At 71.5% G+C, this 24,506-nt stretch carries 22 protein-coding genes and 1 pseudogene; 17 read left to right on the top strand and 6 right to left on the bottom strand.

The window, feature by feature from the left end:
* Positions 1-65 precede the first annotated feature (65 nt).
* A complete protein-coding gene (locus IEZ13_RS03150; protein WP_183216439.1) occupies positions 66-710 on the bottom strand; it encodes a response regulator in 645 nt (214 codons plus the stop codon).
* Positions 707-1,942, bottom strand: coding sequence for a sensor histidine kinase (locus IEZ13_RS03145; protein ID WP_183216437.1), 1,236 nt, complete (start codon positions 1,940-1,942; stop codon positions 707-709). The genes IEZ13_RS03150 and IEZ13_RS03145 overlap by 4 nt, the downstream gene beginning before the upstream one ends.
* A gap of 614 nt (positions 1,943-2,556) precedes the next feature.
* Here IEZ13_RS03145 and IEZ13_RS03140 point away from each other — a divergent pair.
* The 7 genes from IEZ13_RS03140 to IEZ13_RS03110 all read left to right on the top strand — a co-directional run bounded on the left by IEZ13_RS03140 (position 2,557) and on the right by IEZ13_RS03110 (position 12,794).
* Positions 2,557-4,053 carry an amino acid permease gene (locus tag IEZ13_RS03140; RefSeq protein WP_183216435.1) on the top strand — a complete coding sequence of 499 codons (1,497 nt, stop codon included), beginning with the start codon at positions 2,557-2,559 and terminating at the stop codon, positions 4,051-4,053.
* A 13-nt stretch (positions 4,054-4,066) separates the two neighbouring features.
* Positions 4,067-5,413, top strand: coding sequence for a glutamine synthetase family protein (locus IEZ13_RS03135; protein ID WP_183216433.1), 1,347 nt, complete (start codon positions 4,067-4,069; stop codon positions 5,411-5,413).
* A 16-nt stretch (positions 5,414-5,429) separates the two neighbouring features.
* Positions 5,430-6,791, top strand: coding sequence for an aldehyde dehydrogenase family protein (locus IEZ13_RS03130; protein WP_183216431.1), 1,362 nt, complete (start codon positions 5,430-5,432; stop codon positions 6,789-6,791).
* A complete protein-coding gene (locus tag IEZ13_RS03125) occupies positions 6,792-7,556 on the top strand; it encodes a 3-oxoacyl-ACP reductase (protein WP_183216429.1) in 765 nt (254 codons plus the stop codon).
* 181 nt (positions 7,557-7,737) lie between these two features.
* Positions 7,738-8,451: a gamma-glutamyl-gamma-aminobutyrate hydrolase family protein gene (locus tag IEZ13_RS03120; protein WP_183216427.1), complete on the top strand. Its 714-nt coding sequence runs from the start codon at positions 7,738-7,740 to the stop codon at positions 8,449-8,451.
* A complete protein-coding gene (locus tag IEZ13_RS03115; RefSeq protein ID WP_183216425.1) occupies positions 8,436-9,170 on the top strand; it encodes a gamma-glutamyl-gamma-aminobutyrate hydrolase family protein in 735 nt (244 codons plus the stop codon). Before IEZ13_RS03120 ends, IEZ13_RS03115 begins: the two co-directional genes overlap by 16 nt.
* 81 nt (positions 9,171-9,251) lie before the next feature.
* On the top strand, positions 9,252-12,794 hold the full coding sequence (locus IEZ13_RS03110; RefSeq protein WP_183216423.1) for a SpoIIE family protein phosphatase: 3,543 nt from the start codon (positions 9,252-9,254) through the stop codon (positions 12,792-12,794).
* On the opposite strand, the gene IEZ13_RS03105 is transcribed toward IEZ13_RS03110, so the two are convergent.
* Positions 12,781-13,095 carry an STAS domain-containing protein gene (locus IEZ13_RS03105; RefSeq protein ID WP_183216421.1) on the bottom strand — a complete coding sequence of 105 codons (315 nt, stop codon included), beginning with the start codon at positions 13,093-13,095 and terminating at the stop codon, positions 12,781-12,783. The two genes, IEZ13_RS03110 and IEZ13_RS03105, sit on opposite strands and share 14 nt — an antisense overlap.
* 79 nt (positions 13,096-13,174) lie before the next feature.
* Between IEZ13_RS03105 and map the strand changes: the two genes are divergently transcribed.
* On the top strand, positions 13,175-14,032 hold the full coding sequence (map, locus tag IEZ13_RS03100) for a type I methionyl aminopeptidase (protein WP_183216419.1): 858 nt from the start codon (positions 13,175-13,177) through the stop codon (positions 14,030-14,032).
* A gap of 9 nt (positions 14,033-14,041) precedes the next feature.
* Here the strand turns inward: map and IEZ13_RS03095 are convergent, their stop codons facing one another.
* Genes IEZ13_RS03095 through IEZ13_RS03085 form a run of 3 tightly spaced genes read right to left on the bottom strand, consistent with a single transcriptional unit; the run spans position 14,042 to position 15,686 of the window.
* Positions 14,042-14,749 carry a nucleotidyltransferase domain-containing protein gene (locus IEZ13_RS03095; protein WP_229794418.1) on the bottom strand — a complete coding sequence of 236 codons (708 nt, stop codon included), beginning with the start codon at positions 14,747-14,749 and terminating at the stop codon, positions 14,042-14,044.
* Between the two features lie 43 nt (positions 14,750-14,792).
* Positions 14,793-15,218: a ferritin-like domain-containing protein gene (locus IEZ13_RS03090; protein ID WP_183216415.1), complete on the bottom strand. Its 426-nt coding sequence runs from the start codon at positions 15,216-15,218 to the stop codon at positions 14,793-14,795.
* 18 nt (positions 15,219-15,236) lie between these two features.
* Entirely contained in the window at positions 15,237-15,686 is a 450-nt protein-coding gene (locus IEZ13_RS03085; RefSeq protein ID WP_229794417.1) for a hypothetical protein, read from the bottom strand.
* Between the two features lie 140 nt (positions 15,687-15,826).
* Between IEZ13_RS03085 and rimP the strand changes: the two genes are divergently transcribed.
* From rimP to IEZ13_RS03045, 9 genes and pseudogenes are all read left to right on the top strand, one after another.
* Entirely contained in the window at positions 15,827-16,450 is a 624-nt protein-coding gene (rimP, locus tag IEZ13_RS03080; RefSeq protein ID WP_183216412.1) for a ribosome maturation factor RimP, read from the top strand.
* The gene (nusA, locus tag IEZ13_RS03075) at positions 16,447-17,463 is read left to right on the top strand and encodes a transcription termination factor NusA (protein WP_183216410.1); all 1,017 of its coding nucleotides are present in this window, start codon (positions 16,447-16,449) and stop codon (positions 17,461-17,463) included. The genes rimP and nusA overlap by 4 nt, the downstream gene beginning before the upstream one ends.
* Positions 17,441-17,827 (top strand): YlxR family protein, encoded by a 387-nt coding sequence (locus IEZ13_RS03070; protein WP_183217202.1) that lies wholly within the window; start codon positions 17,441-17,443, stop codon positions 17,825-17,827. Before nusA ends, IEZ13_RS03070 begins: the two co-directional genes overlap by 23 nt.
* A gap of 107 nt (positions 17,828-17,934) precedes the next feature.
* Positions 17,935-18,085: pseudogene (locus IEZ13_RS47825) on the top strand (translation initiation factor IF-2 N-terminal domain-containing protein); the annotation flags it as partial.
* A gap of 101 nt (positions 18,086-18,186) precedes the next feature.
* Complete coding sequence (gene infB / locus IEZ13_RS03065; protein WP_373292965.1) at positions 18,187-21,012, top strand: translation initiation factor IF-2; 2,826 nt, start codon at positions 18,187-18,189, stop codon at positions 21,010-21,012.
* 229 nt (positions 21,013-21,241) lie between these two features.
* Positions 21,242-22,270 carry a TRM11 family SAM-dependent methyltransferase gene (locus IEZ13_RS03060; RefSeq protein ID WP_183216406.1) on the top strand — a complete coding sequence of 343 codons (1,029 nt, stop codon included), beginning with the start codon at positions 21,242-21,244 and terminating at the stop codon, positions 22,268-22,270.
* Positions 22,271-22,300: 30 nt separating this feature from the next.
* Positions 22,301-22,594 (top strand): DUF503 domain-containing protein, encoded by a 294-nt coding sequence (locus tag IEZ13_RS03055; RefSeq protein WP_183216405.1) that lies wholly within the window; start codon positions 22,301-22,303, stop codon positions 22,592-22,594.
* Between the two features lie 69 nt (positions 22,595-22,663).
* Entirely contained in the window at positions 22,664-23,134 is a 471-nt protein-coding gene (rbfA, locus tag IEZ13_RS03050) for a 30S ribosome-binding factor RbfA (RefSeq protein ID WP_183216403.1), read from the top strand.
* Positions 23,131-24,144, top strand: coding sequence for a DHH family phosphoesterase (locus IEZ13_RS03045; RefSeq protein ID WP_183216401.1), 1,014 nt, complete (start codon positions 23,131-23,133; stop codon positions 24,142-24,144). Before rbfA ends, IEZ13_RS03045 begins: the two co-directional genes overlap by 4 nt.
* Positions 24,145-24,506: the final 362 nt, after the last annotated feature.

The raw sequence follows: 24,506 nt of genomic DNA, 5'->3' as shown, positions 1-24,506 counted from the left end.
ACCACGCTAGATCCGCGTCGATGTCCCCGTCGTCCGGCTCGGGTAGGTCATCCTCGCGGAGGACCTCACCCGCCGGGCCGGACCACCCCGAGCTCGTACGCCAGCACCACGGCCTGCGTGCGATCGCGCGCGCCGAGCTTCATGAGCACCCGGCTGACGTGCGTCTTCACCGTCGTCTCGCCGAGCCGCAGGGTGGTCGCGATCTCCGCGTTGGTGGCGCCGCCCGCCAGGAGGACCAGCACCTCGTGCTCGCGCGGGGTGAGCTGGTCCAGCCGGACGCCGGCGGCCACCGGCGCGGTGAACGTGGAGATGACCCGGCGGGTGACGGCCGGCGCGAGCAGGGCCTCCCCGGCGGCGACCACCCGGACCGCCTCGGTGAGCGCCTCCGGCGTGCCGTTCTTGAGCAGGAAACCGCTGGCCCCGGCCCGGAGCGCGGCGAACAGGTAGTCGTCGCGGTCGAAGGTGGTCAGGATCAGCACCGACGGACCTCCCGCGGCGGCGATCCGGCGGGTCGCCTCCAGGCCGTCCATCCCGGGCATCTCGACATCCATCAGTACGACGTCCGGCCGCAGCCGCAGGGCCAGTTCGACGGCCTGGGCGCCGTCCGCCGCCTCGCCGGCCACGGTGATGTCGTCCTCCATCTCGAGGATGACCCGGAACCCGGTCCGCACCAGTTGATGATCGTCCGCCAGAAGCACGCTCACGCTCATGTCGTCACCTTGGCCGGGTAGGGGATCCGGGCGCGGACCCGGTACCCGCCGTCCGGCTGTGGACCGTGCTCCAGGGTGCCGTCGTGCACCGCCACCCGCTCGCGCATGCCGATCACGCCCAGCCCGCCGCCGTCGGCCGGTCCACCCCGCCCGTCGTCGGTCACGTCCAGCTCGATCTGCCCGTTGAGATAGCGGACCCGCACGTCGACCGCGCTCGCCCGGGCGTGTTTGAGGGTGTTGGTCACCGCCTCCTGGACGATCCGGTAGGCCGCCTGCGACAGCGACTCGGGCAGTGGCACCGGATCACCGTAGACGGCGTACCGGACGGCCAGTCCCGCCTCCTCGGCCCGTTCGGCGATCTCCGGCAGCCGGTCGATGCCGGCCGGGCTGCCGGCCTCGGGCGCCCCGGAGGCCCGCAGCGCACCGAGCATTCGCCGCAGTTCGTCGACCGCGGTCCGGGCGCCCTCCTCGATGGCGGTGAGCGCGGTCCGGGCGCGGGCCGGGTCCTTGTCCATGGCCCGGCGGCAGGCGGACGCCTGGATGCCCATGACCGACACGTGGTGGGCGACCACGTCGTGCAGTTCCCGGGCGATCCGGACCCGCTCGCCGAGGACCGCCCGCTCGGCCGCCGCGGCGTGCGCGGCCCGCAGTTCGGCGGTCTGTTCCTCGAGCTCGTAGCCGTGCCGGACGCCGCGCCAGACGGCGTCGCCCATCAGGTGGCAGAAGGCGAAGAAGGCCGCGTTCACCACGAACGTGTTGAACGCCGCCGAAGCCTTGACCGCGGGAGCCACCGAGTCGCCCTCGAAGATGACGAAGATGGCGGCGAGCCACGCGAACATGGCGCCGATGATCGCCAGCCGCAGCAGCCGGGACCGGCCCCGGTCCCGGCCCCAGGCGCCGAGCGTGTAGATCGAGGCGAACAGCACACCGATGGTGACCTGCTGTTCCTGGGAGCCGCGGGCCTGGCCGCCGATGAAGGCCGCCGCGATCACCACGGCCACCACGTCGGGGTAGCGGCGGCGCATGGTCAGCGGCAGGGTGATGGCCAGCACCCAGCAGATCTGTTCGGCCAGCGGCGCGACGTCCTCGGACTTCACGAACCCGGCGTGCCGGACGATGAAGAGGTTGAGCAGGGCGACGGCGGCGACCGCCAGGCCGGTCCACACGTCGGTGCGGCGCTGGCCGGTGGTCGGTCCGGGCCGTCGCCATTCGTCGGGGTTCACCGATGGCATGCGGTGAGGGTCGCACGGACCCCTCAGATCAGGGAACGCACATAGTCCAGGGCCCCGGCGGGTAACCGGGGCCCTGGCTTTTCAATTCTTGTGCCGGTCACTGGCCGGCGCATGTGGTCGACCGGCTGCGTGCCGCTAGCGGTCGACCGGAGTGATGGGCATCGGCTGCGATCACCTCTTGTCGGGCCGGGGACGTCTTGATTACGCGTTGCTGCGGTATCTCGTCCTCCTCCTCCAACTCAGCGACTGTGCCAGTTGCTTGTCAGCCGTGGCCGACACATCGAATGTAGGCCTGCACGAGGCGGATTTCTAGACTCGCCGCTGTAGATTTTTTAGCCGCAAAAGTCTGACTGAGCTGGGGAAACGCTCCGCCGGGAGAGCGGCGGCGCGGGGCGGGCGCTTGCCGAAGAGAGAGGTGACCGCGCCCCGCGCCGCCGCTGGGAGGTGAGTCCCGCGGGGGCGACCCGGCCGAGGAATCGCCCGCATTCAGGCTCGCACCGGCCCGGTCACGCGGCAACGCAATTAACCCCTGTCATTGACGCCCGTAACACGGCGGAGCGATCATCACGGCATTAGTGGCTCAGGTCACACACCTTCGGGTAGGGGGTACTCACGTGAGCACCGACGAAGAACGGCTCGCCCAACTCGGATACAAACAGGAACTCCACCGCCGGCTCTCCGGCTTCTCGAACTTCGCCGTCTCCTTCTCGATCATCTCGATCCTGGCCGGCGCGATCACCTCGTACGGCATCGCCATGAAGGCCGGTGGACCGGTCGCCATCACGCTGGGCTGGCTCGGCGTCGGTGTCATGGTCACCTTCGTGGCGCTGGCGATGGCGGAGGTGTGCTCGGCGTACCCGACCGCGGGCGCCCTCTACTGGTGGGCCGCCGCGCTGGCCAAACGCAACAAGGCCGCCTGGGCCTGGTTCATCGGGTGGTTCAACTTCCTCGGCGAGGTGGCCGTGACCGCGGCCATCGACTTCGGCGCCGCGATCACCACGGCGGCCTTCTTCAGCCTGACCCTGGGCATGGAGGTCACGGCGCTCAAGACCTTCCTGATCTTCCTGGTCATCATCGCCGTGCACGGCCTGCTGAACACCTTCGGCGTCAGCCTGGTCCGGATCCTCTCCGACGTGAGCGCCTGGTGGCACCTGGTCGGCGTCGCGGTGATCGTCGGCGTCCTCGCCGTCGTCCCGGACCAGCACAAGCCGCTCTCCGAGGTGTTCTTCGAGGTGCACAACGCCACCGGCTTCACGTTCGCCGGGGCGGGTGTCTACGCCGTCCTGGTCGGTCTGCTGATGGCGCAGTACACGTACACCGGCTACGACGCCTCGGCGCACGTCGCGGAGGAGACCCACGACGCGGCCCGGGCCGCCCCGCGCGGCATCGTGATGTCCGTGGTGGTGTCGGTCATCGCCGGCTTCGTGCTGCTGGTCGCGATCACCTGGTCCATCCAGGACTACGAGGGCTCGCTGGGCACCCCGCTCGGCCTGCCCCCGGCGCAGATCTTCATCGACGCGGCGGGGCACGACCTCGGCGCGTTCCTGCTGTTCATCTGCATGATCGCGCAGTGGTTCTGCGGCATGGCGTCGGTCACCGCGAACTCCCGGATGTCCTACGCCTTCGCCCGCGACGACGCGCTGCCCGGTTCGTGGATCTGGAAGAAGGTCAACCCCCGCACCGGTACGCCCACCAACTCCATCTGGCTCTGCGTGGCCCTCTCCACGCTCCTGGTCCTGCCGTCGCTCTGGAACGTGGTCGCCTACTACGCGGCCACCTCGATCGCGGTGATCGGGCTCTACATCGCCTATGTCGGCCCGGTCCTGCTGCGCCGGCTCAACCCGGACTTCCAGCCCGGCCCGTGGAATCTCGGCAGGTGGAGCGCTCCGGTCGGCTGGATCGCGATCGTCTGGGTGGGGATCATCTGTGTCCTCTTCGTACTGCCGCCCGGCTCGCCGATCACCGCCGAGACGTTCAACTACACGATCGTCGCGGTGGCGGTGGTGCTCGGCGCGGCCGCGATCTGGTGGTTCGCCGGGGCCCGGAAGTGGTTCACCGGACCGAAGCAGAACCTGCTGGAGAAGGCCGCCCACGGCGAGTCGACGGACTGATAGGACTGTTCGCATGGATCTCGAGGAGCTGGACGTCGCCGTCGACAACGGCGGTATCGACACGGTGCTGCTGGCACTGACCGACATGCAGGGCCGGTTGCAGGGCAAACGGCTGCACGCGCGCTACTTCATGGACGAGGTGGTGTCCGGCGGCAGTGAGGGATGCAACTACCTGCTCGCGGTCGACGTCGACATGAACACCGTCGACGGCTACGCCATGTCCTCCTGGTCCACCGGTTACGGCGACTTCGTGATGCGGCCGGACTTCTCCACCCTGCGCCGGGTCCCGTGGCACCCGGGCACGGCGCTGGTCCTGGCCGACCTGTACGACGTGTCCGGGGCGCCGGTGCCGGCCTCACCCCGGCAGATCCTGCGCCGCCAGCTCGACCGGCTGGCGGCGCACGGCCTGTCCGCTTACGCCGGGACCGAGCTGGAGTTCGTCCTCTACCGGGACTCCTACGAGCAGGCGTCGCAGAAGAACTACCGGGACCTGGTCCCGGCCAACCAGTACAACGTGGACTACTCGCTGCTCGGCACCGCCCGGGTGGAGCCGCTGCTGCGCCGGATCCGCAACGACATGTACGGCGCCGGCCTGACCCCGGAGAGCGCCAAGGGCGAGTGCAACTTCGGCCAGCACGAGATCGCCTTCCGCTACTCGGACGCGCTGACCGCCGCCGACCATCACGTGGTCTACAAGAACGGGGCGAAGGAGATCGCCGCCCAGGAGGGCATGGCGCTCACCTTCATGGCCAAGCCCAACGAGCGGGAGGGCAACTCCTGCCACATCCACTTCTCGCTGCGCGACGAGAACGGGCGGTCGGCGATGCTCGGCGACGGCCCGGCCCATCTCAGCGAGACCGGGCAGCGGGTGCTGGCCGGGCTGCTCGCCACGATGCGGGAGTTCAGCCTGCTCTTCGCGCCGAACATCAACTCGTACAAGCGCTACCAGCCGGGGTCGTTCGCGCCGACCGCGCTGCGCTGGGGCGTCGACAACCGGACCTGCGCGCTGCGGATCGCCGGGCACGGGCAGGGCATGCGGGTGGAGAACCGGGTGCCGGGCGGGGACGTGAACCCGTACCTGGCGATCGCCGCCCTGGTGGCCGGGGCCCTGCACGGCATCGAGAACGAGCTGTCGCTGGAGGACGAGTTCACCGGCAACGCCTACCAGGACCCGGAGGCCGGCCGGGTGCCCGGCACCCTGCGGGAGGCGACCGCGCTGTGGGCGGACAGCGCGGTGGCGGAAACCGCGTTCGGCCCGGACGTCGTGGCCCACTACGCGAACATGGGACGGGTGGAACTGGCGGCCTACGACGCCGCGGTGACGGACTGGGAGTTGCGCCGTGGATTCGAGCGCCTCTGAGTGTGAGGATCTTGGCGTGGCGACTACAGAGGTGATCGATCCTTCGACGGGTGAGGTCTTCACGACCGTACCGTCGCTGGGTCTGGCGGAGACCGACGCGGCGATCGAGCGTGCGCGGATCGCTTTCGGTGAGTGGCGCCGGGTCTCGCCCGGAGACCGGGCGCGGCTGCTGCGGCGCTTCGCGACGGTGGTCGAGGAGCACATCGAGGAACTGGCGCGGCTGGAGGTGCGCAACGCCGGGCACACCATCGGCAACGCGCGCTGGGAGGCGGGCAACGTCCGCGACGTGCTGAACTACTACGCCGGCGCTCCGGAGCGGCTGTCCGGGCGGCAGATCCCGGTGGCCGGCGGCGTCGACGTGACGTTCCACGAGCCGCTCGGCGTGGTCGGGATCATCGTGCCGTGGAACTTTCCGATGCCGATCGCCGGCTGGGGGTTCGCGCCCGCGCTGGCGGCCGGCAACACGGTGGTGCTCAAGCCGGCCGAGCTGACCCCGCTGACCGCGATCCGGCTCGGCGAGCTGGCCCTCGAGGCCGGGCTCCCGGAGCACGTGTTCCAGGTGCTGCCGGGTAAGGGCAGCGTGGTCGGGCAGCGGTTCGTCACCCACCCGGCGGTGCGGAAGGTCTGCTTCACCGGGTCCACCGAGGTCGGCAAGTCGATCATGGCGGGCTGCGCCGACCAGGTGAAACGGGTGACCCTGGAGCTCGGCGGCAAGAGCGCCAACATCGTCTTCGCGGACGCCGATCTCGACGCCGCGGCCGCCGCCGCACCCGGCGCCGTCTTCGACAACGCCGGACAGGACTGCTGCGCGCGCTCCCGGCTGCTGGTTCAGGAGTCGGTGTACGACAAATTCCTCGCGCTCCTCGAACCGGCCGTGCGGGGTTTCCGGGTCCTCGACCCCGCCGATGACTCGTCGGAGATGGGACCACTGATCTCCTCCGGACAGCGGGCCGCCGTCACGTCGTACCTCGAAGGCTCTGACATCGCGTTCCGCGGCACCGCGCCGGACGCGAACGGATGGTGGTTTCCGCCGACCGTGCTGCTGGCGCGCTCGAACGCGGACCGGCACTGGCGCGAGGAGATCTTCGGGCCGGTGGTGAGCGTGTTGCCGTTCCGGGACGAGGAGGAGGCGATCCGGCTGGCCAACGACACCGAGTACGGGCTGTCCGGCTCGCTCTGGACCCGGGACGTGGGCCGGGCGCTACGCGTCTCGCGGGCCGTGGAGACCGGCGCGCTGAGCGTGAACAGCAACTCCTCGGTGCGCTACTGGACCCCGTTCGGTGGCATGAAGCAATCCGGTCTCGGGCGTGAGCTGGGCCCGGACGCACTGCTGTCCTTCACGGATGTGAAGAACGTATTCATCTCAACGGGAGACTGAGTGGAACGCTTGCAGGACCGGGTCGCCGTGATCACCGGCGCCGGCAGTGGCATCGGGCTGGCGACCGCCCGGCGGTTCGCCGCGGAGGGCGCCAAGGTCGTCGCCGTGGACATCTCGGAGGATGCCGGAAAGGCCGTCGCCGCGGAGGTCGGCGGCGAGTTCGTGGCCTGTGACGTCAGCGACGAGGAGCAGGTCAAAGCTCTCTTCGACGGCGTCGCGGAACGGCACGGCCGGGTCGACATCGCCTTCAACAACGCCGGCATCTCGCCGCCCGACGACGACTCGATCCTGGTCACCGGCCTGGACGCCTGGGAGCGTGTGCTCAGGGTCAACACCACGAGCGTCTTCTTCTGCTGCAAGTACGCGATCCCGCACATGCAGCGGCAGGGCAAGGGCTCGATCATCAACACCGCCTCGTTCGTGGCCCTGCTCGGCGCGGCCACCTCGCAGATCGCCTACACCGCCAGCAAGGGCGGCGTGCTGGCGATGACCCGCGAGCTGGGTGTGCAGTTCGCCCGCGAGGGCATCCGGATCAACGCGCTCTGCCCCGGGCCGGTGGCCACGCCGCTGCTCATGGAGCTGTTCGCCAAGGACCCGGAACGGGCCGCCCGGCGGCTGGTGCACGTGCCGATGGGCCGGTTCGCCGAGCCGGGCGAGATCGCCGCCGCGGTGGCGTTTCTGGCCAGCGACGACGCGTCGTTCATGACGGCGTCGCAGTTCGTCGTCGACGGCGGAATCACCGGAGCGTACGTAACGCCGCTGTGACACGTTTGTCGACCCGCTACGGTGGGAAGGGAAACCCCAACACCCAGCCCAGCCAGGCGGCGAGGGGTGTTGGGGCCGAATCCCCGCCCGCGCAGGTCAGATCCCCGTGTGGGTGGGACAGAGGGGCCCGTGACGCGGCGCCGGTTCACCGGCGCCGCGCGCCTGTGACTACGGTGGTGCGATGCGTCCGATCATCGGCATAACGTCCTATGTGCTGCCCGCGACGTGGGGCGTCTGGGTCGATCTCGAGTCCGCGCTGGTGCCGCACGACTACGTCGAGGCGGTCCGGCTGGCCGGTGGCCGTGCGGTGCTGCTGCCCCCCGACGATCTCGACACGGACGTGCTCGACCGGCTCGACGGCCTGGTGCTGGCCGGCGGGCCGGACGTGCAGCCGGCCCGGTACGGCCAGGACCCGCACCCGGCCACCGTCACCCAGCCGGAACGCGACGCGGCCGAGCTGGCCCTGCTCCGCGCGGCCCTGGACCGGGACCTGCCGTTGCTCGGCGTCTGCCGGGGCATGCAGCTGCTCGCCGTGGCGGCCGGCGGCAGCCTGCACCAGCATCTGCCCGACGTGCTGGGCCACGAGAAGCACCGCCCGGGCCCGGGGATCTACGGTTCGCAGTCCGCGCGGTTCGCTCCGGGCAGCCGGATCGCCGCGCTGATGGGCGATGACCCGACCATCAACTGCTTCCACCACCAGGGGGTCGCCGACCCCGGACCACTGACCGTCACCGGCTGGGCGCCCGACGGAGTGCCCGAGGCGATCGAGGACCCGGATCGGAGGTTCGTCCTCGGTGTCCAGTGGCATCCGGAGGTCGGCCGGGACCGGCGTCTCTTCGGCGCCCTGGTGGCGGCGGCCACGAAGGAGAGCACCGGAACATGCGCAGACCGCTGATCGGCCTCACCGCCTACGCCGAGCAGGTGCAGTACGGCCGGAACGACCTGTTGGCCGGAATGCTGCCGATGACCTACGTGAAGGCGGTGCACGCCACCGGTGGCCGGGCCGTCCTGATCACCCCCGACGATCCCGGCACCGACGTGCTGGAGGCTCTGGACGGCATCGTGTTCTGCGGCGGCGGGGACATCGACCCGGCGAACTGGGGCACCCCGCCGCACCCGGCCACCGAGGTCGACAAGGTCCGCGACCTCTCCGAGCTGATGCTGATGCGCGCCGCCCTGGACGCCGGCCTGCCGATGCTGGGCGTCTGCCGCGGCATGCAGATGATGGCCGTGGCCACCGGCGGCTCGCTGCACCAGCACGTGCCGGACCTGGTCGGGCACGAGCGGCACCGGGCCGCCCCGGGCACCGACCCGCTGGCCGCCAACGCCTCCGACTACGGCCGGCACGACGTGGTGATCGAGGACGAGACGCTGGCGCACCGCCTGTTCGGCCGCTACCTCACGGTGAACTCGTTCCACCACCAGGCGGTCGCCGATCCGGGTGCGTTCCTCCCGGTCGGCTGGTGCCCCGACGACCGGGTCATCGAGATCGTCGAGCACCCCGGGCAGCCGTTCGCGCTCGGCGTGCAGTGGCACCCCGAGCGGACCAACGACCTGCGATCCTTCGAGGCACTGGTCGAGGCGGCGGTGCGGGGACGGGCCGTCGCCGCCTGATGAGCGGACCGGCCGGTCCGGTGTTAACGTGCCACGGGACCGGGTGTGCCACCCGCGTCCGGTGATCCGTGGGAGGCATGCATGGGTGCCCTGCCGAGGCGGCTGCGCAACGCCTTCGAGCGGGGCGGCGAGATGGGCGCCCGGATGTCCGCCCTGGACTGGTCCACGAGCCCGGTCGGTGACCCGTCCACCTGGCCGCCCGAGCTGATCGGCGCGGTGTCCACGATGCTGGCCTCCCGGGCCCAGATCGTCATCTTCTGGGGGCCGGAGTACACCGCCCTCTACAACGACGCCTACACCGTGACGATGGGCGGCAAGCACCCGGGCTTCCTGGGCCGTCCCGGCCGGGAGCTGTGGGCCGAGGCCTGGGACGTGCTGAACCGGCTCTTCGACGGGGTGCTCGCGGAGGACACGTCGTTCTACGCCCGGGACCACATGTTCATGCTGGAGCGGAACGGGTTCCTCGAGGAGACGTACTTCGACATCTCGTACGACCCGATCCGGTCCGGCGACGGCACACCCGGCGGGGTGATGTGCATCGTCACCGAGACCACCGGCCGGGTGCTCGGCGAGCGGCGTGTCCGGACCCTCAGCGCCCTGGGCCGCCGCCTGGCCGACTCGCCGGACCAGGGCGCGCTCGCCGCCGAGGCCGCCGCGGTCCTCACCGAGAACGGCGCCGACGTACCGTTCGCCGCGCTCATCCTGGACGATCCGGACCCGCATCCGGCGATCCGGGCGGTCCGTGCCGGCGGCCGTCCCGGCCTCGTCCCGCTCGCCGAGCTCACCGAGCCCGGGCCGTCGGCCGCCGCGGAGGCGCTGGTGCTGCCGATCGGCGTGGCGGCGGACACGGTCGGCGCGCTGGTCGTCGGGGTGAGCCGGTTCCTCGCGCTGGACGGCGACTACCGGGACTTCCTCGATCTGGCCGCCGCGCAGATCTCCCGGGCGGTGGCCAACGTGCGGGCTTACGAGCAGGAGCGCCGCCGGGCCGCCGAGCTGGCCACCCTGGACCAGGCCAAGACGAACTTCTTCTCGAACGTGAGCCACGAGTTCCGTACCCCGTTGACGTTGATCCTCGGCCCGATCGAGGACCTGCTCGACGATCCGGCGCTGGACGGGCCGTTGCGTGACCGGCTCACCCCGGTGCACCGCAACGGGCTGCGCCTGCTCAAGCTGGTCAACACGGTGCTCGACTTCTCCCGGATGGAGTCCGGGCGGATGCGGGCCGTCTACCGGCCGACCGACCTGGCCGGGCACACCGCGCGGCTGGCCGGCACGTTCCGGCCCGCCATCGAGCGGGCCGGGCTGGCGCTCACCGTCGACACCCCGCCGCTCGGCGAACCGGTCCACGTCGACCACGAGCTGTGGGAGAAGATCGTCTTCAACCTGCTCTCCAACGCGGTCAAGTTCACCCGCGAGGGCGGCGTCGAGGTCCGGGTCCGAGCCGTGGACGGGCACGCCGTGCTCGCCGTCCGGGACTCCGGGGTCGGCATCCCGGCCGGTCAGCGACCGCTGCTCTTCGACCGGTTCCACCGGGTCACCGGGGCCTGGTCCCGCAGCCACGAGGGCACCGGCATCGGGCTGGCGCTGGTCCGCGAGCTGGCCGAACTGCACGGTGGATCGGTCGGCGTGACCAGTGAGGTCGGGGTGGGCAGCGAGTTCACCGTGCGGATCCCGTTCGGCACGGCCCACCTGCCGCCGGACCGGATCACCGACGACCCGGCGGCGCCCGGCGAGACGGCCGAGCCGCTGCTCTGGGTGGACGAGGCGACCTGGTGGGCAGGGGACGGCCCGAAGACGCCGCAGCCGGTGGGACACGGCGTGGGCGGCCGGATCCTGCTCGTCGACGACAACGCCGATCTGCGTGAACACGTCTCGCGGCTGCTCGGGCCGTACTGGGAGGTGGTCACCGGGGTGGACGGGCTGAACGCGCTGGACCTGGCCGCCGAGCACCAGTTCGACCTGGTGCTGACCGACGTCATGATGCCCCGGCTGGACGGCTTCGGCCTGATCGCCCGGCTGCGTGCCGACGAGCGCACCCGGGACGTGCCGATCGTGGTGCTGTCCGCCCGCGCCGGCGAGGAGGCGGCGGTCGAAGGGCTGGCCGCCGGCGCCGACGACTACCTGGCCAAGCCGTTCTCCACCCGGGAGCTGATCGCCCGGGTCCGGGCCAACCTGGAACTCGGCCAGTTGCGCCGGCGGACCGTCAGCCGGCTGCGCGGGCTGGTCGACGCGGCCGCCGCGCTCAACGCGGTGCCGACCACCGCCGAGGTCCTCGACGTCGCGGCCCGGCACGTGCTCACCATGACCTCGGCCGGGCGGGTGGTGCTGACCGTGCCGGGCGCCCGGGCCGAACGCGACGGCGGCGCCGTGGCGGGCGCGCAGGCGGACGTGGTGCTGCCGTTGCCGGACACCGCCGGGCCGCCCCTGGGCGAGCTGCGGGTCTGGGCCGGCCCGGACGGGTCCGCCGAGCCGGCCGTGCTCACCCAGTTGGCCCGGCTGGTCGGGCTGCGGCTGGCCAACGCGCGGCTCTACGAGGCCGAGCACCGGATCGCCTCGACCCTCCAGCACAGCCTGCTGCCGCAGTCGCTGCCCCGGGTGCCGGGCGCCCTGGTGGCCGGCCGGTACGTGCCGGGCAGCAGCGAGGCCCGGGTCGGCGGCGACTGGTACGACGTGATCCCCGGCCCGGACGGCGAGCTGTTCCTGGTGATCGGCGACGTGGTCGGCAAGGGCGTGCAGGCGGCCGCCGGCATGGGGCAGCTGCGTAACGCGCTGCGGGCGTACCTGCTGGAGGGCTTCGACTGCGGCACCGCGCTGACCCGGCTCAACCGGCTGGTCGACACGCTGGGCCGGCGGCAGTTCGCGACCGTCCTCTGTGTCGGCTTCGACCCGCGGACCCGCCGGGTGCGCTACTCGTCGGCCGGCCACCCGTCACCGGTCGTGGTCACCCCCGGCGAGCGGGGCACCTTCCTGTACGGCGCGGCGCTGGGCCCGCCGATCGGGGCGCTCGGCTCGGTCACCTACCCCACCCGGGAGACGTCCCTGGCCGCCGGCGCGCGCCTGCTGCTCTACACCGACGGCCTGATCGAGGACCGCCGGGAGGGCATCGACACCGGCCTGGCCGGGCTGACCGTGGACGCGGCCGTTCCCGCCGACCACATCGACGACCTGCTGGACGCGCTGCTCGCCGAGGCGGCCCGGCACACCCGGCACGACGACATCGCCCTGGTCGCCCTGGAGGTGACCGAGCCGCGCGAGTTCGTGCTGCGGCTGCCCGCCGAACCGGGCCGGCTGACCGTGCTGCGCCGGCGCCTGGAGGACTTCCTGACCGCACACCAGGTGCCCGAGGCGGACGCCTTCGACCTGGTGGTGGCGGTCTCCGAGGCGGCCGCGAACGCCATCGAGCATCCGGTCGACCCGGCCGAGCCGGTGATCATCGTGACCGCGTCGCTCGGCGACGGCGCGGTGACCGTGACGGTCCGCGACACGGGAGGCTGGCGCCCGGCCCCCGACCCCGGCTTCCGCGGCCGTGGCCTGGCCCTGATCGGCGCCCTCACCGAACTGTCGGTGCACCGCGGTGCCGAGGGCACCGAGGTCACCCTGCGTCGGCCGCTTACGAAAGCTTGATCCAGGGCTGGTCGCCGAGCCCGGAGATGTCCAGCACCCGGCGCACCCGGTCGGAGGGGTAGACCTCGAGGGCGCCCGGATAGTGGTCGGCCAGGCGGATCAGCGTGTGGATGGCCGCCGAGTCGAAGAAGGTCACCGCCCGCAGATCGACGGAGGCGGAGGTGACCCGGTCCGGGGTGGCGGCCTGGAACAGCGCGTCGGCGGTCGCCATGTCGACCTCACCGGTCACCGTGACGGCGACCCGGTCACCGGTCACCTCGCCGACCGCCGAGAAGTTCGGGTCCAGGCCCTCTTGATCCACGGGAACACGATTTCACAGGGTCCCGGGGGCGGCAAGGACAGGTCCGATCGGCTCCGGCACGGCCGGTTAGGCTGTGGTCATGACCGTACGTGCCCCTCTCGTGCCGGGAAAGCAGTCGCCCTGGCGGTCGGTCCCCGCGCACATCGTTCGCCCCGAGTACGTGGGCAAGAAGCGCCCGCGTGAATGGAGCGGCTCGCATGTCCAGACGCCCGAGACCATCGAGAAGATGCGGGTCGCCGGCCGGATCGCGGCGCAGGCCACCCAGCTGGCCGGTGAGCACTGCAAACCGGGCGTGACGACCGACGAGATCGACCGGGTGGTGCACGAGTTCCTGCTCGACCACGACGCCTATCCGTCGACGCTGGGCTACAAGGGCTTCCCGAAGTCCTGCTGCACCTCGCTCAACGAGGTGATCTGCCACGGCATCCCGGACTCCACGGTTCTGGAGGACGGCGACATCATCAACGTGGACGTCACGGCGTACCTCGACGGGGTGCACGGCGACACCGACGCCACCTTCTGCGTGGGCGACGTCAGCGAGGAGGCGCGGCTGCTGGTCGAGCGCACCCACGAGGCGATGATGCGGGGCATCCGCGCGGTCGCCCCGGGCCGCCCGATCAACGCCATCGGGCGGGTCATCGAGGCGTATGCGCGACGGTTCGGCTACGGCGTGGTCCGTGACTTCACCGGCCACGGCATCGGTGAGGCGTTCCACTCCGGGCTGTACGTTCCGCACTACGACAACCCGCAGCTCACCACGGTGATGGAACCGGGCATGACGTTCACCGTCGAGCCGATGATCACCCTGGGCACCTATGAGTACGACATCTGGCGCGACGGCTGGACGGTCGTCACGAAGGACCGGAGGTGGACCGCCCAGTTCGAGCACACACTGGTGGTCACCGAGGACGGTTACGAGATCCTGACCCTGCCCTGACGAGCGTCCTCAGTCGAAGAGCGCGCCGAGCCGGCCGTCCACCGGGCGGCCGCGGGCGGTCAGCTCCTCGGCCTGGTATTTGAGGATCGCGCCCAGCTCCTGCATGTCGGCCGCGGCCACGCCGGTGCGCTTGACCGCGTCCGCCGTGTTGCGGAAGTGGGTGCGGGTGAGCAGACCGGCGACCAGGGCGGCGTGCAGCCGGGCCTCGGCCATCAGGATCAGGGCGGCGTCGGTGTCGTACCACTGGGCCAGGCGCGCCGCCCGGGTGTGCGCACCGTTGGCGACCGCCCAGTCCTGCCGGGCCAGGCCGGTGAACTCCATCGGCCGGGCCTCGGCGAGCAGCGACAGGTGGGCCTCCCGCCGGTCGGCGAACCAGTTCTGCGGGTCGTGGAGCGGGAACGCGGTGAGGTAGGCGTCGGCCAGCAGCGGCCATCTCGGGGTGAGCTGCCGGGCCTGCCCCAGCCCCTCCTCCGCGGTGACCACCCGCAGGTCGACCGGGATGCCGTCGACCTTGCGCAGCGTCGGCTTGGGGCCGGTCTTGGGCCGGTAGGTGACCACCAGGACGTTGACGTCGCTGCTCTCGTTGTCGTCCCCGTGCGCCATCGAGCCGGACAGCCCGATCGCCTGCACCTCGGCGGACCACCGCTCCTGGACGGCGTCACGCAACCGGATCGCGAGCGAACCGCGGGGCGAGGAGGCGTCGAGCTCGTCGATCACGGTCCCATTGTCGGCCATTCACGTTTCCGGAGTGGCCCGATCCTCAGCCCGGCCTGCCGGGGAAGGGCATCGTCAACGGTGTGACCTCGGCGATCCGGCGCCACCGTGTCGCACGAACTGCGGAGTCGGTCAAATACGACAGGGAGTCGACGCGGTCGGCGCCCTCGGTCACCGGTAGCAGAGCACGCCAGGTCTGGGCCACGCCGTCCTCCACGTGCACCGCCAGCTTCAGGGCGCTCTCCCGGTCGGTCACCTCGAAGGGCAGCTGGTACGCCGGGGGCGCGGGCGCGGTGCTGGCCTGGATCCGGTCCAGCCGGTCCACCAGCTCGTCGCGCCGGCGCCGGTGTTCGAGCTCACAGGCGCGGGCCCGGGACACCTCGTCGGCGTCTTTCAGGTGCACCCCGATCACGCCGTACGCATAGATGGCCGCCTCCTCGGCGGCGAGGGCGGCGGCGAGTTGTTCCGTCACGCCGTGGACAGTAACCGGTCAGCGCAGCGCTTCGGCATGAGTGGCCCGGCAGGCCGCGATCGAGCCGGTCAGCCCGGCCCGTTCCGGGGTGGCCGCCTTGCACGCCGCCACCGCCGTCCGCTGGGCGGCCTGCTCGGCCTTACGCAGCGTGGCCGTGGTTTCGCCCGCGCCGGCCGGGGCTGAGGAGGACGGCGCGACGGAGGGCGCGGCCGTGCCGATCACCCGGGACAGTTCGGCGGCGTGTGCCCGGTGGTCGTCGGCCAGCGGGGTCAGCCGGGCGGCCAGCGAGGCGTCGGCGAGGATCGCCCGGTCGTACGCCGCGGCCAGCGCCAGGGCCTCGTTCAGCAGGGGTTGCAGCGGGTCGGGCTGCGGCTCGGGCTCGGGGTCGGAGTCCAGGAGCCCGCACCCGGCCAGGGCGGCGGAGCTCAGCGCCGCCCCCAGGAGCAGCCGCCGTGAAGTCGATAGCACCCGGCCAGTCAACACCATTCGGTGCGGCGCTGCTCCGACCCGCCCACCGGCGCGTTACGCTCAGCGTCAGCCGCGGGGCCGCATCGTGCCCGGCGGCATATAGTCGTTCCTGCGAGAAAGCTAGTGAGAGGTCGAGCCCGATGACGCAGCGTGGTCGCGCCGGGTCCCGGCCCGGTGGGCGCCCCGGCAACCGCCGTTCCCGGCCGGAGCCGGAGACACGTAGTACCCCGTCCCTGCCCCGTGTCGATCTGAGCGCCGCCCGCGCCCGGATCCGCGAGGTGATCGAGCCGGTGGTGGCCAAGGCCGGCTACGACCTGGAGGACCTGACCCTGTCCCGCGCCGGCCGCCGGTTCGTGGTCCGGGTGCTGATCGACACCGACGGCGGCGTCGGGCTGGACGATGTGGCGGTGGTCTCCCGGGAGATCTCCGAGGCGCTCGACCTGGCCGAGGAGTCCGGCGGCGAGCTGCTCGCCGGGGAGTACCAGCTGGAGGTCGGCTCCCCGGGCATCGACCGGCCGCTGACCGAGCCACGGCACTGGCGCCGCAACATCGGCCGCCTGGTGGCGGTCGGCGGCCTCACCGGGCGGGTGCTCTCCGTCGACGACACGGGTGTGGCGCTGGACGTGGACGGGACGACCCGGGAGCTGGCGTGGGCCGATCTCGGGGCCGGCAAGGTCCAGATCGAGTTCAAGCGCATGGACGAGGCCGACTTCGGTGACGAGGACGGCGAAGAAGACGACGACGAAGGGGAGGGCGGGGAATGAACATCGACCTCGCGGCGCTGCGCGCCCTGGAGCGCGAGCGGGAGATCCCGTTCGACACCATCCTGGCGGCCATCGAGACCGCTCTGCTGACCGCCTACCGGCACACCGAGGGCGCGGAGAGCCACGCCCGGGTGGACATCGACCGCCGGAGCGGCGTCGCCTCCGTCCTGGCGCAGGAGCTGGACGCGGACGGCACGTTGGTCCGGGAGTGGGACGACACCCCGCACGACTTCGGCCGGATCGCGGCGATGACCGCCAAGCAGGTGATCCTCCAGCGTCTCCGGGAGGCCACCGACGAGCAGCACTTCGGGGAGTACGCGGGACGCGACGGCGACCTGGTCACCGGCGTGGTGCAGGCGGACGCGGCCCGGGCCGAGAAGAACATCGTCACCGTGGACCTGGGCAAGCTGGAGGCGGTGCTGCCGCAGTCCGAGCAGGTGCCGGGGGAGACCTACCCGCACGGCGCCCGGATCCGCTGCATCGTGGTGCACGTGGCCAAGGGCTTCCGCGGCCCGCAGATCACCCTGTCCCGCTCGCACCCGGCCCTGGTGAAGAAGCTGTTCGCCCTCGAGGTGCCGGAGATCGCGGACGGCACCGTGGAGATCGCCGCCATCGCACGTGAGGCAGGTCACCGTACGAAGATCGCGGTGCGCTCGACCGTTCAGGGCGTCAACGCGAAGGGTGCCTGTATCGGCCCGATGGGCCAGCGGGTCCGCGCGGTGATGAGCGAGCTGCACGGCGAGAAGATCGACATCATCGACTGGTCGGACGACCCGGCCCAGTTCGTCGGCAACGCGCTCTCACCGGCCAAGGCCCTGCGGGTCGAGGTGGTCGACGCGGCCAGCCGAACGGCCCGGGTGACCGTGCCCGATTTCCAGCTCTCCCTGGCCATCGGCCGGGAGGGTCAGAACGCCCGTCTCGCCGCCCGTCTCACCGGGTGGCGCATCGACATCCGTCCGGACAGCGAGCCGGCTGGAGCCTCGGACCGTGATGCGGCAGAGGCGGGGAACTGACCGGATACGCGGTCGGCGCGATCGAGGGGTAGACTTGGCCTCGGTCGGCCCGACGCGAACCTGCGTCGGCTGCCGCAATCGCGCGCCGGCCGCTTCATTGCTGCGGTTCGTCGCGGCAGAATCGGAGGGAAACCTTCGGCTTCTGCCCGATCCGAGTCGCCGACTGCCGGGGCGGGGAGCACATCTACATCCCGATCCGGCCTGCTTCTCGCAGGCAGAGCGGCGCCGCGCCTTCGGGCGTGCGTTGCGTCTCACTGGTTTTGCTGACCCAGAGCTGCTCGCGGAGCACATCCGTACGGTCTCCGTGCCGTCCGGATCCACCGATGGCGAGGCGTCGCCGCTTCGTCACGACCCAGCAAGGTAGGACGACCCAGATGAGCACACGATGAAGTCCCTGAAATGAACAGGCTTCTAGTGCACGAGTGAGGTCAGTGCGGGTGCTGCTCGCGCGACCTCGAAGTGAGGAGTGCAGTGCCAGGCAAGGCCCGCGTACACGAGCTCGCCAAAGAGCTCGGGGTCGACAGCAAGACCGTTCTCGCCACGTTGAAAGAGATGGGCGAGTTCGTTAAGTCCGCGTCCAGCACCGTCGAGGCCCCCGTGGCCCGGCGGCTCCGTGGCGCCCTTGAGCAGGGTGGCGCCATTCCGGCGTCCCCGTCGTCCTCGGCGTCCACCGCCGCGTCCGGTGGCCCCGGTGCCCCCGCGGCGCCGCGCCCGGGCCCGCCGATGGGGCGGCCCCAGCCGCCGCGCCGTCCGGGTCCGACGCCCGGTGACGCGCCTACCAACCAGCCCACCTCTCCGGCGCCCACGCCCGGCCCGTTCGTGCGGCCCAAGCCGCCGGCCGGCCGTCCGGGCCCGACGCCCGGCCCGGTCGCCAAGCCGGCCAGCGCGCACGACATCGAGGTGGCGGCCGCCGAGGCCCGCGCCTCGGCGCTGAAGGCCGAGCAGGAGGCCGCGGTCAAGGCCGCGCAGGCAGCCCGTACCCGGGACGCCGAGCGCCGTCAGGGCACCCCGTCCGAGGGCGGTGGCCAGCGTGGCCCGCGTCCCGGTCCGGGCAGCGTCCCGCCGCGTCCGGGTTCGCCGGCCGCGACCCGTACCCCGGCCCCGGGTGCCCCCGGTGGTCCTCGTCCCGGCCCGGCCGGCGGCGCTCCGCGTCCGCCCGCGCGTGGTCCGGGCAACAACCCGTTCGGTGTCTCCGGTGGCGGCGCGTCGCGCCCGTCGCCGGCCTCGATGCCGCGTCCGAACCAGCCGGGCATGCCGCCGCGGCCGAGCCCCGCCTCGATGCCGCCGCGGCCCAGTCCCGCCTCGATGCCCGCGCAGCGTCCCGGTCGTCCGGCCGGCCCCGGTGGCGCCGGTGGCGCCGGTCGTCCGGGTGGTCCCGGCGGCGGCCGTGGCGGCCCCGGTGGCGGTGGCGGTGGCTACCGCGGCGGTGGCGGCGGCGCCGGTGGCGGCTTCCGTCCCGGTGGCGGCGGCGGTGCCGGTGGCGGCTTCCGTCCCGGCGGCGGTGGCGGTGCCGGTGGCGGCTTCCGTCCGGGTGGTCCCGGCGGTGGCGGCGGCGGTCCGGTCGGCGCTGGTGCGCCCGGCCGTCCCGGTGGCGCCGGTGGCCGTGGCCGTGGCGGCGGTGCGGCGGGTGCCTTCGGGCGTCCCGGCGGCCGGCCGACCCGTGGCCGCAAGTCGAAGAAGCAGCGGCGTCAAGAGTTCGACAACCTGTCCGCTCCGCAGATGAGCTCCGGTGCTCCGCGCGGTAGTGGCCAGGAGATCCGGCTCTCGCGCGGCGCGTCGCTCTCCGACTTCGCCGACAAGATCAACGCCAACCCGGGCTCGCTCGTCCAGGAGATGTTCAACCTGGGTGAGATGGTGACCGCCACGCAGTCGGTGTCCGACGACACCCTGCTGCTGCTCGGCGAGCACCTGGGCTTCACCGTGAAGATCGTCAGCCCCGAGGACGAGGACCGCGAGCTGCTCGCGCAGTTCGACATCGACCTCGACGCCGAGGTGGCGGAGGACCGTCTGGTCACCCGTCCGCCGGTGGTGACCGTCATGGGCCACGTCGACCACGGTAAGACCAAGCTGCTCGACGCGATCCGCAAGACCAACGTGGTCGCCGGCGAGGCGGGTGGCATCACCCAGCACATCGGCGCCTACCAGGTCGTCGTCCCCCACCAGGGGCAGGAGCGGGCGATCACCTTCATCGACACCCCGGGTCACGAGGCGTTCACCGCCATGCGTGCCCGCGGTGCCAAGGTGACCGACATCGTGATCCTGGTGGTCGCGGCCGACGACGGCGTCATGCCGCAGACGGTCGAGGCGCTCAACCACGCGAAGGCGGCCGACGTGCCGATCGTCGTCGCGGTGAACAAGGTCGACAAGCCGGACGCCAACCCGGACAAGGTCCGGCAGCAGCTGACCGACTACGGCCTGCTCGCCGAGGAGTACGGCGGCGAGACGATGTTCGTCAACGTCGCGGCCAAGCCCGGCATCGGCATCGACGACCTCCTCGAGGCCGTCCTGCTGACCGCCGACGCGGCGCTCGAGCTGACCGCCCCGATCGACGGCCCCGCCCAGGGTGTCGCGGTCGAGGCCCACCTGGACAAGGGTCGCGGTGCCGTGGCCACCGTCCTGGTGCAGAAGGGCACGCTGCGGGCCGGTGACTCGATCGTGGCGGGTGGCGCGCACGGTCGCGTCCGGGCCATGCTCGACGAGAACGGCCAGCAGGTGGCCGAGGCCGGTCCGGCACGTCCGGTCCTGGTCCTGGGTCTCACCTCGGTGCCGAGCGCCGGTGACACGTTCCTCGCGGCTGAGGACGACCGCACGGTGCGGCAGATCGCCGAGCAGCGGCAGGCTCGCCGTCGTGCGGCGACCTTCGCCAACTCGACCCGCCCGAAGACGATCGACGAGATCGTCAAGGAGATCAAGGAGGGCGAGAAGGCTTCGCTCACCCTGATCATCAAGGGTGACGGGTCCGGTTCGGTCGAGGCTCTCGAGGACGCGCTCTTCAAGATCGACATTCCGGAAGAGGTGCAGCTCAAGGTCATCCACCGCGGCGTCGGTGCGATCACCGAGAGCGACGTCAACCTGGCGTCCGCCTCCTCCGACCAGAGCGCGACGATCATCGGCTTCAACGTCCGTGCGTCGAACAAGGTCAAGGAACTGGCCGACCGCTCCGGCGTGGAGATCCGCTACTACAGCGTGATCTACCAGGCCATCGAGGAGATCGAGGCCGAGCTCAAGGGCCTGCTCAAGCCGGAGTACGAGGAGGTCGAGCTCGGCACGGCGGAGATCCGCGAGGTGTTCCGCTCGTCCAAGATCGGTCTCATCGCCGGCTGTATCGTCCGGTCCGGTCTCATCCGCCGCAACACCAAGGCCCGCGTCATCCGCGAGGGCACCGTGGTGGCGGACAACGTCACGATCAGCTCGCTCAAGCGGTTCAAGGACGACGCGACCGAGGTCCGCGAGGGCTTCGAGTGTGGTCTGACGCTGAGCGGTTACGGCTCGCCGCAGACGGGCGACGTGATCGAGACCTTCGAGATGCGTGAGAAGCCGCGGGCGTAAGCTTCGCGACTTTCCAACGGCCCGGCGTTTCTGCGCCGGGCCGTTGGCCGTGCTTGATTGCTCCGCTTCGCTTCGCGGTAAAACGCCTGGTAACCGGTGTCGAGGCAGGTGATTTCCCGCCACCCCGCAAACCCCGCGGGGCGTCGGCAAATCACGTGCCTCGACACCGGCGGCGTTTTGCGGGTAGTCCCGTTCGTGGGGGTCCTCGCATGCTGGGAGGATTGGCGGCATGTCCCGCTATGCCATGCTGCTCGCACCGTCCGCCAACCGCGTCTACGCCGACCAGGCGTCGCGCATGTCCCAGGCGGAGCTGGCCGCGTTCGCCCCGGTGCTCTCGCCGGGGCTGGACGACATCGGCGTGACGGTGCTGGGCGGGGTGGAGTACCTGACGTTCTCCGCCGATCTCACCGAGCGCGATATCGCGTACGTCTCGAATCTCTCCTCGGCCCATGCCCTCTTCGAGCGGGTGGACGACGGCCTGTTGCGCCCGCTGGCGCTCGCGCCGCTGGCGCGTTATGACAGCGATCTGATCACCATCCCGAAGTACGCGGGGAAGACCAACGAGCAGTTCACCAAGCTGGTGCTGAACCTCACGGTGCTGGCCTCCGGTTCGGCCGGCCGGATGCTGGACGGTGGGCTGACCGTCCTCGACCCGGTCTGCGGCCGTGGCACCACGCTGAACCAGGCGCTGATGTACGGGTACGACGCCATCGGCGTGGAGATCGACGGCAAGGACGTCGAGGCCTACAAGCTGTTCCTCCAGACCTGGCTGAAGCGCAAGCGGCTCAAGCACACCGCCGAGCTGGTGCAGGTGCGCCGGCAGGGCCGCCGGGCCGCGCGCCGCCTGGAGGTGACCATGGCCGCCAGTAAGGACGATCACAAGGCCGGCGCGGTGCAGAAGGTCACCGTGCTGAACGCGGACACCACCTCGCTGGACGGGCTGATCCGCGGCAACGTGGCGGACGTGCTGGTCGCCGACCTGCCGTACGGGATCGCGCACGGCAGCTACGACGACGAGGGCGGCCTGTCCCGGCGCCCGCTGGACCTGCTGGAGCGGGCCGTGCCGCAGTGGCTGCCGCTGCTGCGCCCGGGTGGTGCGATCGGCCTGTCCTGGAACACCAAGGTGGCCAAGCGGGAGCTGGCCGAGGACATCCTGCTGGCGAGCGGGCTGGAGCTGGTCGAGCACCTGCCGCTGGCGCACCGGGTGGACCAGGGCATCGAGCGGGACGTGGTGGTGGCGCGGAAAAACCCGCGCTGAGCAGGCCGATCATGAGTACCCTGCTCGCTGATGTATACCGAGACCGCAGTCTTCGATCTGCTCCTGCCCGGTGACTCCCACTCGCTGAAGCAGAAGCGCTCCTATGTCCGCCCGATTCTGGCGATGCTGAAGAAATTCGAGGTCAGCGCCGCCGAGGTGGGCTTCCACGACCTGCATGGGCGGGCCCAGCTCGGGGTAGCCGTGGTAGCGGCGGAACCGGCCCAGGCCCGTGCCGTGATCGACACGTGCGAGAACCAGGTGGCCGGCCGTCCCGAGATCGAGCTGCTCTCGGTCAAACGACGGGTGTACGGCGACGACGATTGACCTGGGTACTCTTCATCAGTTGGGCGGGGGCTGTCGGACCCGCGGGATACATAGTCGGAGGTGGGCGAAATGTCGGACCCAGCCAAGACACGCCGGCACGCGGAGCGCGTCCGGGAGTTGGTGGCTGCGCTGGTGCGGGAGATCAAGGATCCCCGCCTCGGCATGCTGACGGTCACGGATGCCCGGATCACCGGCGACCTGCGTGAGGCGACGGTCTTCTACACGGTCCTGGGCGATCCGACGGAGCAGGCGTCGACCGCCGCGGCCCTGGAGAGCGCCAAGGGCATGCTGCGCAGCCGGGTCGGTCACGCGCTCGGGCTGCGGCACTCGCCGAGCCTGACGTTCGTGCTGGACAACGTGCAGACCCACGTGAAGGAGATCGACGACCTCCTGGCCCAGGCGAAGCACCGCGACCAGGAGGTGCAGCGGCTGGCCGCCGGGGCGAAGTACGCCGGGGATCCGGACCCGTACAAGAGTGACGACGAAGAGATCGAGGACGACGAGGCCGAGCGGGTCGGCGCCCGCGAGGATAACGGGTGACCCTGTCCGGGCCTACCGCCGAGGAGTGGGCCGCCGCGGTCGCGGCGGTCCGCTCGCTCGGCGCCGACGACGAGATCCAGCTGATCTGCCACGTGAACCCGGACGGCGACGCGCTCGGCAGCATGCTCGGTTTCGGGCTCGGTCTGAGCCGGCTGGGGTATACCCGGGTGCGGGCCACCTTCCCCGGTGAGTTCGCCGTTCCCGGCCCCTATTCCGCCCTGCCCGGTTCCGCCCTGCTCGTGCCGGAGGCGGAGGCCTGGACCGGCCCACGGCTGGTGGCGGTCTTCGACGTGGCGAGCGAGTCCCGTCTCGGCGGGCTGGCCGGCCGTCTCACCGCGGCACCGGTCAGCGTGGTGCTGGACCATCACGCGTCGAACACCGGCTTCGGCACGGTGCGCCTGGTCGACCCGGCGGCCGCGGCCACCTCGGTGGTGGCCGAGCAACTGCTGGCCCGGCTCGGTGTGGAGCTGGACGCGGAGATCGCCGAGTGCCTCTACGTGGCGCTGGCGACCGACACCGGGTCGTTCAAGTTCGACATGACCACGGTAGCGGTTCACGAGCTGGCCGCGCGGCTGATCGCCACCGGGATCCGGCCGGGGGAGATCTCCCGGCGGATCTTCGACAGCAGGCCGTTCGGGGCCATGAAGCTGACCGGTGAGGTGATCGGCCGGGCCGTGCTGGAGCCGGGCGCGGCCGGTGGGCGGGGCATGGTGTGGACCTACGCCACGCTGGCCGACCTGGAGCGGCACGCGCAGCAGCCGTACGTGCTGGACACCCTGATCGACCCGGTGCGCGCGGTGGCCGAGGCGGACGTGTCGGTGGTGGTCAGGGAGGTCGCGGCCGGCGAGTGGTCGGTGTCGCTGCGCAGCAAGGGCGCGGTCGACGTGAGCGGCGTGGCGATCTCACAGGGCGGCGGCGGGCACCGCTTGGCGGCCGGCTTCACCGGGTATGGCGAGGCCGCCCAGGTGGTGGACACCGTGCGTCGGCTATTGGACGAATACCTGAACTGAGCAGTGTTCACCCTGCTGAGCGGGGGTCACCCAATCGGGTGGCCTCCGCTTTTGGCGTCCCGGATCCCGGGAAGCAGGCCTGCGGAGAGGTGACTGAACGTTAGTTTGGGGCCTGAACGGTGATTTGGTTTCGCGCGGCTGCCACCACCGCCTTCCGCGAGGCCTCGAGCCACCCGGGTACACCGCCCCGGGTCGCGTCACCTTTGCCAGTGGTCCCGGCGATCCCGGACCGGCGAGTGACGCCCCGCTCGACCGCAGGGGCGCTCCGTTTCACGGCGCGCCCGCACCCGTTGGAAGGATTGCCCTCTCATGGCCGCCAACCCGAAGCCCCAGCCCGCCGAAGACGCCCGCGAGCAGGCCCT

Origin of the sequence: Actinoplanes campanulatus (assembly GCF_014647795.1) — a bacterium.
Lineage (GTDB): Bacteria > Actinomycetota > Actinomycetes > Mycobacteriales > Micromonosporaceae > Actinoplanes > Actinoplanes campanulatus.
This window is presented reverse-complemented; position numbering and strand designations above follow the sequence as displayed.